This is a genomic window from Pseudomonas sp. RV120224-01b (assembly GCF_003208145.1).
In the GTDB taxonomy this organism is placed as follows: domain Bacteria; phylum Pseudomonadota; class Gammaproteobacteria; order Pseudomonadales; family Pseudomonadaceae; genus Aquipseudomonas; species Aquipseudomonas monteilii.
Genome location: NZ_QKMQ01000033.1, coordinates 1 through 14,250 on the forward strand (window position 1 = coordinate 1; position 14,250 = coordinate 14,250).

The 14,250-nt window shown below is 60.5% G+C and carries 9 protein-coding genes and 1 rRNA gene; 6 read left to right on the top strand and 4 right to left on the bottom strand.

Features of this window, described 5'->3' with window-relative positions; translation table 11 throughout:
* Positions 1-1,688 (bottom strand): retention module-containing protein (locus tag N436_RS28235; protein ID WP_146232461.1); only part of this gene is annotated, 1,688 nt, incomplete at its 3' end.
* 963 nt (positions 1,689-2,651) lie between these two features.
* Between N436_RS28235 and N436_RS28240 the strand changes: the two genes are divergently transcribed.
* Positions 2,652-4,808, top strand: a complete 2,157-nt coding sequence (locus N436_RS28240) for a type I secretion system permease/ATPase (RefSeq protein WP_016714386.1) — start codon at positions 2,652-2,654, stop codon at positions 4,806-4,808.
* A gap of 7 nt (positions 4,809-4,815) precedes the next feature.
* The gene (locus N436_RS28245) at positions 4,816-6,174 is read left to right on the top strand and encodes an HlyD family type I secretion periplasmic adaptor subunit (protein WP_156868235.1); all 1,359 of its coding nucleotides are present in this window, start codon (positions 4,816-4,818) and stop codon (positions 6,172-6,174) included.
* Positions 6,175-6,323: 149 nt separating this feature from the next.
* Here N436_RS28245 and lapD read toward each other — a convergent pair whose 3' ends face one another.
* Both lapD and lapG read right to left on the bottom strand, forming a co-directional pair.
* Positions 6,324-8,270, bottom strand: coding sequence for a cyclic di-GMP receptor LapD (lapD, locus tag N436_RS28250; RefSeq protein WP_110742489.1), 1,947 nt, complete (start codon positions 8,268-8,270; stop codon positions 6,324-6,326).
* Positions 8,271-8,280: 10 nt separating this feature from the next.
* Positions 8,281-9,042 carry a cysteine protease LapG gene (lapG, locus tag N436_RS28255; protein ID WP_177337141.1) on the bottom strand — a complete coding sequence of 254 codons (762 nt, stop codon included), beginning with the start codon at positions 9,040-9,042 and terminating at the stop codon, positions 8,281-8,283.
* 205 nt (positions 9,043-9,247) lie between these two features.
* Between lapG and N436_RS28260 the strand changes: the two genes are divergently transcribed.
* The 4 genes from N436_RS28260 to N436_RS28275 all read left to right on the top strand — a co-directional run bounded on the left by N436_RS28260 (position 9,248) and on the right by N436_RS28275 (position 14,093).
* On the top strand, positions 9,248-9,937 hold the full coding sequence (locus N436_RS28260; protein ID WP_105948833.1) for a GntR family transcriptional regulator: 690 nt from the start codon (positions 9,248-9,250) through the stop codon (positions 9,935-9,937).
* Between the two features lie 111 nt (positions 9,938-10,048).
* The gene (locus tag N436_RS28265) at positions 10,049-10,552 is read left to right on the top strand and encodes a sigma-70 family RNA polymerase sigma factor (protein ID WP_110742491.1); all 504 of its coding nucleotides are present in this window, start codon (positions 10,049-10,051) and stop codon (positions 10,550-10,552) included.
* A 4-nt stretch (positions 10,553-10,556) separates the two neighbouring features.
* Positions 10,557-11,513: a FecR domain-containing protein gene (locus N436_RS28270; RefSeq protein ID WP_110742490.1), complete on the top strand. Its 957-nt coding sequence runs from the start codon at positions 10,557-10,559 to the stop codon at positions 11,511-11,513.
* A 114-nt stretch (positions 11,514-11,627) separates the two neighbouring features.
* A complete protein-coding gene (locus N436_RS28275) occupies positions 11,628-14,093 on the top strand; it encodes a TonB-dependent siderophore receptor (protein ID WP_110742492.1) in 2,466 nt (821 codons plus the stop codon).
* Between the two features lie 66 nt (positions 14,094-14,159).
* Here the strand turns inward: N436_RS28275 and rrf are convergent.
* Positions 14,160-14,250: ribosomal RNA gene (gene rrf, locus N436_RS28280) — 5S ribosomal RNA — on the bottom strand; the annotation flags it as partial.

The following is a 14,250-nucleotide window of genomic DNA, read 5'->3' on the forward strand; positions in this document are numbered from 1 at the left end:
TGCTCGAAGTTGCCGCCAGTGGCGTTCTCGATGGTGACGCTAACGGTCGAACCGTTGTTGTAGACATCGTTCGCCGGAGTCTGGAAGTCGACACTGCCCTGGGTCTTGCCGGCCTCAACGGTGATGGTCTGGCCGTTGGACAGGGTGATGGTCACCGGTGTTTGAGCAGGATTGCTCAGGGTCACGGTGTAGGTGATCACGCCACCTTCGGTGACGCTTGGCGAAGCAGTCAGGGTCGCGGTGGTGTTATCAACCGAATCGTTGATCGTGGTCTGAGCCGGGGTCGGGTTCGGCGTCAGTTGCTCGAAGTTACCGCCAGTAGCGCCTTCAATGGTGACGCTGACGGTCGAACCGTTGTTGTAGACATCGTTCGCCGGAGTCTGGAAATCAACGCTACCCTGAGTCTTGCCGGCTTCAACGGTAATGGTCTGGCCGTTGGACAGTGTAATGGTCACCGGTGTTTGAGCAGGATTGCTCAAAGTCACGGTGTAGGTGATCACACCCCCTTCAGTCACGCTTGGCGATGCGGTCAGAGTGGCAGTCGTGGTATCCACCGAGTCACTGATTACCGTCTCAGCCGGTGCAGGATTAGGCGTCAGTTGCTCGAAGTTGCCACCGGTGGCACCAGTAATCGTGACGCTGACAGTCGAGCCGTTGTTGTAGACGTCGTTCGCCGGGGTCTGGAAGTCGATGCTGCCCTGGGTCTTGCCTGCCTCGATGGTGATGACCTGCCCATTGGACAGGGTCACGGTTACCGGCGTCTGGGCAGGGTTGCTCAGGGTCACGGTGTAGGTGATGACGCCACCTTCAGTAACGCTTGGCGAAGCAGTCAGTGTCGCAGTGGTCGTATCGATGGTATCGGTCACTTGGGTAACCGCCGGCGTTTGCGGCAATGTCACCGTCAAACCGCCGCCACCGGTAGCACCGGTGACGGTCGCCGAGATCTGCCCGCCGTCGATATACGGTGTATCGTTCGCCGGGACCACGACATTGACACTACCGCTGGTCTGCCCGGCCGGAATGACGATCACGGCGCCATTGGACAGGGTAATGACCAGGTTGGTAGTCGGTGCCTGTCCAACCGTGGCGGTATAAACAATTACGCCACCCGCTTCGCTGATGGAAGGAGTGGCGCCAAGGATCAGGTCGGTAGCGACGTTGGTGTCCGTCGTCGGCGTGGTCACCAGGTTGTTGTTGGGGTCACCCAGCAGGCCGACTTCTTCACTGTCCAGCGTGGCTGCAAAGCCCAGCCCTTCAGTGGGGAATCCAACTGTGGGGTCAACCCGGCCCGCCGTTTCTTCGAGCATCACGAAGCTGTGACCACCACCCAGCGCGCCACCACCGCCTGCGGCCGATGGACCGGCTGCGGTAGCTTCAAGCTCGGTAGTCGGGTCGACACCTGCAGCGATCGCCTGCTGCAACTCTTCCACCGACGGCGCGGCCTGTGCGGTCGCCTGGCTCAGGTCGGTGCTGCTGTCAGGCGTATCGGCGCTCCACTGGCTGTCACGGCCCAGGTCAAGCAGACGGCCATCGGCCAGTTCCAGAGTCACCGCACCGCCTGGACCAGTGAGCACTTCCTCACCTGCCAACAGGCGGTCCCCCTCGATGAGCACACGACGAATGCCCTCTGGGGATACCGCAATAACCTGGCCGACAATGCTTTTGACGATGGCTACAACGCTGCTCATTGGACTCTCCGTGTGACCCGATGGGTACTTCCCTGCCAGAGCGGCACTGCAAGCCACTTCAGGCGGAACTTATGTCGATGTTCTCTTGACGCTTTATTGCGTCAATATTCCGTCTATAACTTTTTGAAACCGCAATACTGCCAAAGTATTGACCTTATACAGGCCATCCTAAACAATCGGCAATGTAATGTCACATTGATATTTGTACCTTAGCCAACCGTTTGCCGAGGACAAATGTCGTACATCATCGAAAATGCGCTGGCCATTAAGTTCAGCAGCCTTTTCCACATACGGGCAGATGCCGTTACACACGTTAGAAGCACCGTCCATCGGCTACCGTCAAGGTCGTTGGCGTCAACATTCTGGTCACTCCAGTTGCCCCAGGCCCGTGCGCGATTACAAGCACAAACCTTGCCTGAAGTCGGCCGGAAAAGGGTTTGAAACCCAGGCAGAATCAGGGCTGCACTCATGCCCTCGCCAACCAAAGCCTGCTACTGACCGAGGCCACCAACAACGATTTACCGCAGATCAAACAGATAGCGAACCCGCACGCGAATACTGGCATGGGAATGATGGCAAACCATCGGTGATTACAGAACCACGGTTCAACGTGCAAACGCACTTCGTGCGATGAATTTTAATGATCTGTCCGCTTTAAAACGTCAACAAATCAGCGCCTGTTTACTGACAAGCCCGCGAGCCGATCATTCACCCACACGGCGTTGTCTTGATGGCAGGCTATGCTGCACATGAAACGGATCCCGAACAGGATCAGAAATGAAACAGTCACCGCATGGCAGCGTCTATGCAGTAGCAATAACGACGTAGAATTGTTTACTCAGTATCGATTCAAGGCGACCATTGGCCAGCTGCCTCGCAGCACCATTGAACGTCAGGGTGAGCCGACAGACCTGAACGGCGGCACACCCACCCCACCCACCACAAGGATGAAGAGAGCGCCGCGTGGAATCTGAAGTCAGTCGAGTCCAACTCAGCCACGATCCACGCAGTCAGCATGACGATCCCTTGCTGGATAGTCTGCTGAGCCTGTGTGTCCTGCACCAGAAACCCGCCAGCCGGGTCATGCTGACCACGGGCCTGCCGCTGCCCGCCCAGCGCCTGAGCCCCGAGCTGCTGCCCCGCGCCGCCGCTCGGGCGGGCCTGCAAGGGCGCCTGCTGCAACGCAAGCTGGAGCAGATACCGAGCATCGCGATGCCGGCCATGTTGCTGCTCAAGGAAGGCCGCAGCGCCGTCCTGCTGGGCTGGGAAAATGAAGATACCGCACGCCTGCTGCTCAGCGAGAGCGACGGCGGTGAGGTGCATGTCAGCCGCGAAGCCCTGCAAAGCGACTACAGCGGCCGGGTGTTCTTTGCCCAGCCGCAACACAAGTTCGACGTCAATCACGGCAACCTGATCCCACGCGCGAAGTCGTGGTTCCGCGACACGTTGCTACGCAGCAAGTGGCTTTATATCGATGCCATCGCCGCCAGCCTGGTGATCAATCTGATCGCCTTGGCCGCGCCGTTGTTCGTGATGAACGTGTATGACCGCGTGGTACCTAACCAGGCTACGTCGACACTTTGGGTGCTGGCCGTCGGCATCGCCGGCGCCTACATCTTCGACCTGATCCTCAAAGGCCTGCGCGGCCTGTGCCTGGACCTTGCCGGCAAGAAAACCGACCTGATCATTTCAGCAACGCTGTTCGAACGCATCGTCGGCATGTCGATGAAGTACCGGCCGGCACGGGTGGGCAGCTTTGCCCAGAACATTCACGAGTTCCAGGGGCTGCGCGACTTCCTCGCGTCGCTGACGCTTACCAGCCTGATCGACCTGCCTTTCACCATCCTGATCCTGGTCGTCATCGCCATCATTGGCGGGCACCTTGTATGGATCCCGGTCATTGCCTTCCCGCTGGCCCTGGGCATCGGTTACGCCCTGCAGCGGCCGCTGATGGCGACCATGGAGCGGACGATGGCCCTGGCCTCGGAGCGCCAGTCCAGCCTGATCGAGACCCTGGCCGGCCTGGACGCGGTGAAGGTCAACAACGCCGAAAGCGAACGCCAGTACATGTGGGAGCAGACCCTCGGTACGCTCAGCCGCCTGGAGCTGAGGGTGAAGGTGCTGTCCAGCCTGGCGATGAACATCACCCTGCTGATCCAGCAACTGGCGGGCGTGGCGATGATCTGCGTCGGCGTGTACCTGATCATCGATGGCAACCTGAGCATGGGTGGCCTGGTGGCCTGCTACATGCTCAGCGGCCGCGCGCTTGGCCCACTGGGCCAGCTGAACGGTTTGCTCGCCCGCTACCAGCAGGCCAAGGTGACCATGGTTTCCACCGACCACATGATGGAGCTGCCGCAAGAGCGCAACTTCGAAGAGCGCCCACTGAGCCGCAAGGTGCTGCAGGGTAGCGTCGAGTTCCGCGGGGTCGATTTCACCTACCCCAACCAGCAAAACCTGGCCCTGAAGAACATCAACCTGACCATCCGCCCCGGCGAGAAGGTCGGCATCATTGGCCGCAGCGGTTCGGGCAAGAGCTCGCTGGCCAAGCTCATCGTTGGCCTGTACGAGGCCAATGGCGGCTCGTTGCTGGTCGATGGTGTGGACATTCGCCAGATCGACGTCAGCGAACTGCGCCACAACATCGGCTATGTACCGCAGGACATCCAGCTGCTGGCTGGCACGCTGCGCGACAACCTGGTCAGCGGTGCCCGCTACATCGAGGACGAACTGATCCTGCAAGCTGCCGAGCTGGCAGGCGTGCATGAATTCGCCCGCCTGCACCCGGACGGCTACGAGCTGCAAGTGGGGGAGCGTGGGCAGAACCTGTCCGGCGGCCAGCGGCAGAACGTTGCCCTGGGGCGTGCGCTGCTGCTCAACCCGCAGCTCCTGCTGCTGGATGAGCCGACCAGCGCCATGGACAACACGGGCGAAGAACGCCTCAAACAGCGCCTGCAAGCCGTGGTGGAGGGCAAGACGGTGCTGTTGGTCACGCACCGTGCCTCGCTGCTGTCGCTGGTAGACCGACTGATCGTGATCGATCGCGGACAGATAGTCGCCGACGGCCCGAAAGCCGCGGTCATGGATGCGCTGAAGAAGGGGCAGATCAGTGTTGCATAAGCTGGATATGGGGCAATTCAAGGATGGCCTGCGGCGCTATTTCAAGGGCTCCGACTCACTGGGCGGCCAGCCGCTGCCAGAGGTGAACAAAGCCCTGATCGAGGATGCGCCAAGGGTGGTACGGCTGACCATCTGGGGCGTTATTCTGTTCTTCGTGTTCATGATCGTATGGGCCAGCGTTGCACCCATCGATGAGGTCACGCGGGGCGAAGGCAAGGCTATCCCGTCTTCCAAGGTGCAGAAGATCCAGAACCTGGAAGGCGGCATCGTCGCCGAGATTTTCGCCAAGGAAGGGCAGATCGTAGAAGTGGGCCAGCCACTGCTGCGCCTGGACGAAACCCGTTTCGCGTCCAACGTCGGTGAAACCGAGGCAGATCGCCTGGCCATGGCCCTGCGGGTCGAACGGCTGAGTGCGGAAGTTCAGGACAGCCCGCTCAAGATCGACGAAGCACTGCGCAAAGCCGCACCCAGCCAGGCAGCCAGTGAAGAGTCGCTGTACCAGAGCCGGCGCCAGCAACTGCAGGACGAAATTGGCGGCCTGCAGCAGCAGCTGGTCCAGCGCCAGCAGGAACTGCGTGAATACAGCTCCAAACGTGCCCAGTACGCCAACAGCCTTGAGCTGCTGCGCAAGGAAATCGGCATGTCCGAACCGCTGGTGGCCACCGGTGCGATTTCCCAGGTAGAAGTGCTGCGCCTGCGCCGTGCCGAAGTTGAAAACCGCGGCCAGCTTGACTCCACCGCACTGGCCATCCCGCGTGCCGAGGCCGCCATCCGCGAGGTGCAGAGCAAGATCGAAGAAACCCGTGGCAAGTTCCGCAGCGAAGCATTGACCCAGCTGAACGAGGCACGCACCGAGCTGAACAAGGCGACCGCCACCAGCAAGGCACTGGACGACCGGGTACACCGCACCATGGTCACTTCACCGGTGCGCGGTATCGTCAAGCAGCTGCTGGTGAACACCATTGGCGGGGTAATTCAGCCAGGCAGCGATATCATCGAGATCGTGCCACTGGACGACACGCTGGTCATCGAAGCGAAAATCCTGCCCAAGGACATCGCCTTCCTGCACCCAGGCCAGGAAGCGACGGTGAAGTTCACCGCCTATGACTACACCATCTACGGTGGGCTCAAGGCCAAGCTGGAACAGATCGGTGCGGACACCATCACCGATGAAGACAAGAAGACCACGTATTACCTGATCAAGCTGCGTACCGATCGCAGCCACCTGGGGACTGACGAGAAACCGCTGCTGATCATTCCGGGGATGGTGGCCACGGTGGATATCATGACCGGCAAGAAGACCATCATGAGCTACCTGCTCAAGCCGATCATGAAAGCGCGTTCGGAAGCATTGCGCGAGCGGTGATGATCCTGGCCACTGCTTGATAGTGGCCCTTCTGGCCCTATCGCCGGCAAGCCAGCTCCCACAGGTACTGCACTAGCCTTGAGGTCGCCGCAGTACTTGTGGGAGCTGGCTTGCCGGCGATGAGGCCAGGACAGCCAACACACAATAATTCAGCGCCAGGGCGCAGGTTCGCCAACCAGCTGCCCCTGAATCCCGCCTACACCCATCTCCTTCAACACCAGCCGCTCCCCTTCCGTCTCGACCCGCTCGGCAATCAACGGCAGATCGATGCTGTGTGCCGCGCGCTGGATCGCTTCGATGAACAGGCGTTTGTGCTGCTCTTGGTCGATGTTGCGGATATAGCTGCCATCAATTTTCAGATACGCCAGGCCCAGGTGCGCCAGGTTGCCGATCATGCTGAAGCGGCCGCCGAAGCGCTGCAGTGCCAGACCAAAGCCAAGCGCGTGCAGGCGCCGGGTCAGGTGTTCCAGGGCAGCCTGCTCAGGCAACTGCTCCTCACCAATTTCAAACACCAGCCGAGGCCCCATGGCCGTGTTCTGGCCCAGCAGCTCGAAGACGCGCTGCAGGGCCTTAGGGTCGGCCAGCGTGGCGGCCGACAGGTTCAGCGCCAGCGCCTGGTCATGCCCACGCAAGTGCGCCAGCACTTTCTCCAGCACCAGCACATCCAGCCGTGGCATCCAGCCAAAGCGTTCCAGCCAGGGCAGGAAGCGGCCCGCGGGCAACGCCTCGCCCTGGCCATCCTTCAAGCGCGAAATCACTTTGTGGTGCAGCACCCGTTGTGCCGTGCCGGAGTCCACCACAGGCTGGAAGAACAGTTCGAAATGCCCGTTGATAAAGGCTTGGTCAAGCCGCTCATGCCAGTCGTGCTGGCTGTCCGCCGCAACGGCAGCCACGCCTTGTTCAAGGCACACCCAGCCTGGCGTCGGCTGGTTTTCGGCACGGGCCAGGGCTTCGTCGGCAAGCTTGAGCAACGCCTGTGGTGCATCACCGGGGCTGAACGGCGCAAGGCCGATGCAGGCAACCGGGTCGATATCACTGGCGCCGGTCTCGTGCAGGCTCTGCAGCGTCGCCTCCAGTGCCTGGGCTAGGTGTACCGCTTCCTCATGCACCATGCCCGGCGCCAGCACGGCAAACTCGCCGCCACGGCTGCGGGAAATCAGGTCGTTGGTTTCCGGGAAACTGGCACAGGTACGGCGCAACTGCTCACCCACAGCTTGCAGCAACTGGTCGGTGCGCTGGCCACCCAGTCGGGCGTTCAAACCCGCCAGGCCTTGAACGCGCAGCAACAGCAGGTAACCCGCGCGCGCTTCTTCCAGGTTGCTCACCCGGGTGTTCAGTTGCATCTCGAAATAGCGGCGGTTGGACAAGCCGGTCAAGCTGTCCTGGTACGACTCGGCACGCAGCCGCTCGCTGCGCTCGGCCTGCTCGGTGAACAAGGCCTTGAGCTTCTCGACCATCTGGTTCATTGCCTGCACCACGCGGCGCAACTCCGGTGTACGCGGCAACTCGGGCAGGCTTAGGAATTCGCGACGGGCAATGGCGTGGGATTGCTCGACCATGTAGTCCAGCGGCCGCAACTGGCGGCGCAGCAGCAAGGCGCCGAGCACGGCACTGGCGGCACCGCACAGCAGCAGCCAGCCCAGGCTGCCCAAGGCGCTTTGCCAGAGCTTGGCAATGGCGAACATCGGGTGGCTGATCACTTCAACGCGCGCGGCCTGCTGCCAGCCACGGCTGACGATGGCGTCCCCGCCGGCTGCCTCCAGGCCGATCAGGTGCACGAACCAGCGCGGTACACCGCCAGGGTCCGGCTCGGCGTGGCGCTCCACCAGCACGGCATTGGAACCCAGGTCGACGACCTTGATGCTGGAGTAGTAACCACTGTCGAAGATCGAACTGACCATCAGCTCGACCATCGCCGGGTCGTCGATATTAGGCGTCAGTGACAGCGCCAGTGCGGTCGCGGCATCCTGGGCATGCGAGCGCAGCTGGTTGACGTACTGGCTGCGCGAGCTTTCCAGGCTGACCATGAAACTGCCACTGAAGGCGACCACCAGGAACAGGCAAATGGCCAACAGCAATTGTTTGAACAGTGACATCTGTGCTCCTTCAGTAAACAGGCTCGGCCGGGAACCCTTCGGCCTGCATTTTTTTCAGCAAATCCTGCCAGCGTGACAGCCGCTTGGTATCGCCGACCTTCTTGTTGCCCGCGGCCCCCGTCAGCCACAACCCCTCGCCATTGAAGGCGTATACCGGCAACAGGTCGGTACGCTGGCTGGCCGGCTTGATGGCGTCCATCAGGCTATCGAGCACCAAAGGCTGGGCCTGTGGGCTTGAATAATAGGTCAGCACCATATGTGCCCGGTTCTGCCGCAACGCCTTTACGTAGGTGATGCGCAGTTTTTCGCTGGGGATGCCCATGCGCCGCAGGCTGAAATATTTGGCGATGGCGTAGTCTTCGCAGTCCCCGGCGCCCTTGATCAAGGCCTGCACCGGTGTGGCCCAGTAATCGACCTCATGCCAGAGGTCGATGTCTTCGACATAGCGCAATTGCTGGTTGAAGAAGCGGTTGACCACTTGCAACCGCTCAAGCTCGCTCCCCTGCTTCTGGGTAGCCATCAGGTTCTGCCAGGCATCGATGCGCCCCTTCCCGGCCCCCAAGGGGCCATACAGGGCCTGTGACTTGCGGCTGATCTGGGAAAAATCCCAATCCGCGTGCAAGCCGCCCAGCAGCAGACTGCCCAGCAGCGCGGCAAAGCCGACACATCGCACAACGGTTTTGAGCACCCAGGATATCGCCACTGCGAAGCCCTGTTCAGACCAGTCGAAAGCAGCGATGGTGGGCCCTGCCACAACAAAAGACAATGGCACGCTGCAATCATGCACCCGCTTGTCAGCCCGCCTACACTTTCTGTTTATATCCTTCTATAGGCCGCTTCCTTTGGCAGGCGACTTCATCCACCATAGCCGCGCTTTTGGGGCGCCCGTTCCATTACAGGTGCAGGTTTGACAATTCCCATGGGCTGTAACTAGTGTCATTGGATCCAACTTTAGTCATCGTTGAGGCAGACGTCGCGTGGCCGAGAAAATCAAATTGAGCAATGTGCTGGCCAGCGAGCAGCTGTTGCCGCACCAGGCCCGTGGCGTGATCGAAGAACGCCTGCGTAGTGCCATTCTCGATGGCCGCTTGCCGCCAGGTACTGCCGTGCGCCAGCAAGAACTCGCCACCTTGTTCGGCGTCAGCCGCATGCCCGTGCGCGAGGCCCTGCGCCAGCTGGAAGCACAATCGCTGCTGAAAGTGGAAATGCACAAAGGTGCGGTGGTTGCGCCGTTGATCGGCGAAGATGCGGTGGACACCTATGCCCTTCGTGTACTGCTTGAGAGCGAGGCACTGCGCCAGTCCATCCCGCTGCTGGATGCCAGCGACATCGCCAGCGCCCGTGGGTATATCCAACTGCTGGAAAACGAAACCCGCCATGCCGAAATCGGCCGCCTGAACCGCCTGTTCCACATGTCGCTGTACAGCAAGGCGCCAAATAAAAAACTGCTGCGCCTGATCGAGAACGAACTGAACGAAGAAGAACGCTTCCTGCGTTTTCATCTTTCGTCCATGGGCTTGGGCAAGCTCACCCAGGATGATCACAACGCACTGGTGGATGCGGCCAGTGACAAGCTGGTGGATGAGGCGGTAGCAGTGCTGGAACAGCACCTCAATAATGGCGCACGGGTAATCCGTAATTACCTGGATACGCAGTTAGGGCGTTAATCCGTCGCCGGCTTCAGGGGCGACGCGAGCTGATGGGTTGCAAATTGATCCTGCCCCGCCAACAATGAGACTAATTATCATTCATGTCCATTGATGCCGGCGCCCTCCTCCATGCCCAGCAACGACTGCGTGCAAACGCTCTATAGTGACCACCATGGCTGGTTGCACACCTGGTTGCGCGGCAAGCTAGGCAACGCCGCCGATGCCGCAGACCTGGCCCAGGACACCTTCGTACGCCTGCTGCAGCGCCGTGAGCAGTTGCAGCTGAATGCTCCCAGGGCCTTCTTGCGCACAGTAGCGCGCGGGCTGGTAATCGATCACTGGCGCCGCGAGGAACTGCACAGGGCCTACCTGGAGGCGCTGGCCCATGTACCGGAAGCGCAGGCCCCCTCTGCAGAAACCCGCGAGCTGCTGCTGGAGTTGCTTGAGCGCATTGCACGCATGCTCGATGGCCTCAAACCCAAGGTACGACGCGCCTTCCTGCTGGCCCAATGCGAGGGGCTGAAGCACCAGGCCATCGCCGAACAGATGGGAATCTCCGTCCGCACGGTAGAACGCTACATAGCCGATGCGCTCTACCACTGCTACGTGCTGCGCTACGAAGACGAGTGCTGAAGCGATGGCCGCCGCGCGCCCTGATGCAAAAGTGGTCAAGCAGGCCATCCAGTGGATGCTACGGCTTCGTGAAAGCGGGCATGACCCGGCTCTACAATCAGAATGCGCACAATGGCGCAATGCTCGGCTCGAACACGAGCAAGCCTGGCAACGGCTTGCACACCTGTATCAAGACCTCGACTTGCGTGCCATACCCGGTGCCGGGCTGGCGTTGCAAACCCTGGAAACCAGCCAGCAACGCCTGCACAGGCGGCAGGCGCTGAAGCTGCTTGGCGGCGTTGTCATGGCGGGGTCGGCAACATGGCTGGCCAAAGACATCGATGCCGTCAGTGCATGGGCCTCGGACTATGCCACCGGCACGGGCGAGCGACGCGCTTTCACGCTGCCCGATGGCTCACTGATGCAACTCAATACCCACAGTGCAGTGGACCTGGCCTTCAGTGACCAACAGCGTCTGGTCCGCCTGAAGCACGGGGAGCTGATGATCACCTGCGGCTCTCGGCATTCCTTGCTGGTACAAACACGTGACGCGCTGCTGGAAGGCTTCGAAGGGCGCTTTGTGGCCTACCAGGACAGCGACTGTACGCGCGTCAGCGTCAGCCACGGCAAAGTCGCGATTCATCGACCTGGCAATGGCCAGCTGCTGTGGATCGAAAGCGGCCAGAACTGGCGGCTGGATGCTCAAGGCGCGCACCGGCTCGCACACATGGACATGGATGCGATGGCTTGGGCCGAAGGGCTGATCGTGACCCAGGACATGCGCTTGGCCGACTTCCTCGCGCAGGTCAGCCGTTATCGTCATGGTTATCTGGGCTGCAGCGAAGAGGTTGCCGATCTGCGCCTGTCGGGGGTGTTCCGTCTCGAAGACCCGGAGCAACTGCTGCAGTTGCTGCCGCAGACGCTGCCCGTAAAGCTTCGTCAACGTACACGCTGGTGGGTACGTGTAGAGCGCCTGGCCTGATAAGGCCTTATCGATTTCTGGCGGGTTTTGAATCCCGGTCCGGCTAGGACAGTAAGCGACCCCTTCTGCCCTCAACCCTTCAACGGACCCTTCATGTCTATCAACCCGGTGTTAATGCACACGTTCCAACCAAATGATCTTCGACCTGCCCTGCAATCGGTACGCTTACGCCAAGCCATCCGGGCTGCCCTGTTTGGGACCGCCTTGGGCCTGGCAACCGCTTCGCAGCTTTCCATAGCAGCTGAAACGGCCCAAGTGAGTCATCACTACGCAATCCCGGCCGGCCAGCTCGCTGAGGTGCTCAATCAGTTCGCTCGCCAGGCCGGCATTACCCTGTCGAGTACACCTCAGCTTACCGATGGCCTGCAGTCCAGGGGCCTACAGGGGCAGTACGCTAACGATCAGGCGCTGCGCCAATTGCTCAATGGCAGCGGCCTGGAGGCCGTCAGCCAGGACGGACGTAGCTATGTGCTGCAGGCACAGCGCCAGGACGCCGCACTGTCATTGCCCGACACTGATATCCGTAGCTTCACCCTCGGCAATGCACTGGGCAGCATGGAGGGCTACAACGCCACGCACAGCCAGGTGGCGACCAAAACCAGCATGCCGTTGGTCGAGACCTCGCAATCGGTGTCAGTGGTTACCCGCCAACAGATGGATGATCAAGGCTCGCAGACCGTTTCCCAGGCCATGCGTTACACGCCAGGGGTACTGACTAATCCTTACGGTGCGACCCACCGTTACGACTACGTGGCCATGCGCGGCTTCAACGACGGCTCTGTGGATAACATCTATGTCGATGGGCTCAAGTCCATGGGCGACAACGGCACCTACAGCACCATGCAGGTGGACCCGTACTTCCTTGAGCGCATAGACATTCTCAAGGGGCCATCTTCGGTACTTTACGGGCGAAGCTCACCGGGTGGCCTGGTAGCCCTGACCACCAAGAAGCCACTGTTTACTCCCTACCATCAGGTTCAGGCCACGGTTGGTACCCAGGGCCAGCGGGGGACGGGTTTTGATTTCAGCGGCCCTGTGGACGATGACAAGCGTATCGCTTATCGACTGACAGGCCTGGCGGATGCTTCCGACACACAGTTCGACCACAGCAAGGAAGAACGCTACGCCATTGCACCGGCGATCAGCATCGACTTCACCGAAGACACGTCGCTCACGCTGCAAGCGTATCTGCAGCACGACCCTAACGGTGGTTACCACGGCGGCAACCCTGCAGACGGCATGCTGCACAAGCGCAACGGCTTGCGCCTGTCAGACCACTTCTTCGAGGGTGAGCCGGGTATCGACAACTACGAGCGCACACAGCAGTCCTTCAGCTACCAGTTCGAGCACCGTTTCAACGATGTGCTCACCGCACGGCAGAACTTCCGCTACCAGGATTCCGACGTATCCATGGACCAGGTGTATTCGGCCGGTTGGGCGGACGCCGACAGCAACATTCTCAACCGTGCCTACACCGGCGGCGACGAGCGCCTGCATTCGTACATCATCGACAACATGCTGCAGGCGGAATTCTTCACGGGTGCTGCCAAACACACCCTGCTGCTGGGCACCGACTACCAGCGGCGCAAGGCTGACGTGACTTGGCGTTATGGCACCGTCGACCCGTTGGATGCCGGGAACCCGCAGTATGGCAATGGCAACCTTCAGGTGCTGGGCGAGAACCGCTACCTGCGGCGTTTGCAGCAAACTGGCGTGTACCTGCAAGACTTGGTAGAGCTGGACCAGTGGCGCTTTTCTTTGGGGCTGCGCCAGGACTGGGTGAAGGTGTCTGAAGAGAATCGCGACAGCGATACCAAGGTCAGCGATCAGCGCTCCAAAATGACTACCCGGGCCGGGGTGCTCTACCTGTTCGAGAACGGCATTGCACCCTATGTCAGCTACTCGGAGTCGTTCAACCCCAACACCGTGTCCGACCAGGAAGGCCGTCCGCTGGCACCGACGGAGGGCACGCAATGGGAGGCTGGCATCAAGTACCAGCCACCAGGCAGCGACAACTTGTTTACCGCATCGGTATTCCGTATCGAGCAAGAGAACCTGGCGTCCAAGCAGCCTGACGAAGACTTCTATCGCCCTGTAGGTAAAGTACGTTCCCAGGGGCTGGAGCTGGAGGCGCATGTGCAACTGACCGACAGCTTGAAGCTGTTGGGTGGCTATACCTTTACCGACATCGAGTACGCCAAGGCGATGCCGAGCCTGGTGTCGGGCAACCTGGACAACAAAGGCAATTCACCAACCCAGGCGCCGAAGCAGATGTTCTCGCTGTGGGCCGACTACAACATCCACCAGGGGCCCCTGGATGGCCTGCGATTGGGCGGTGGCATGCGGTATGTGGGGTACAGCTGGGTGGATGCGGAAAACAGCATGAAGGTGCCTTCCTACACCTTGTTCGACGCCTCGATCGGCTATGACCTGGGCAAGGTCGGGCTCAAGGGTGTGGATGTGCGCCTTAACGCCAACAACCTTACCAACGAAAGCTACATCACTTCCTGTGCCAGCCTGAACTACTGCTACATGGGTGAAGAGCGCAACGTCAGCGCCACGGTCAGCTATCAGTTCTAACGGTTATTGGTACCCGGAAAAGACAAAGCCCCTGTCTGCAGCGCAGACAGGGGCTTTGGGTTTGAATCTTGACGATGACCTACTCTCACATGGGGAAACCCCACACTACCATCGGCGATGCATCGTTTCACTGCTGAGTTCGGGATGGGATCAGGTG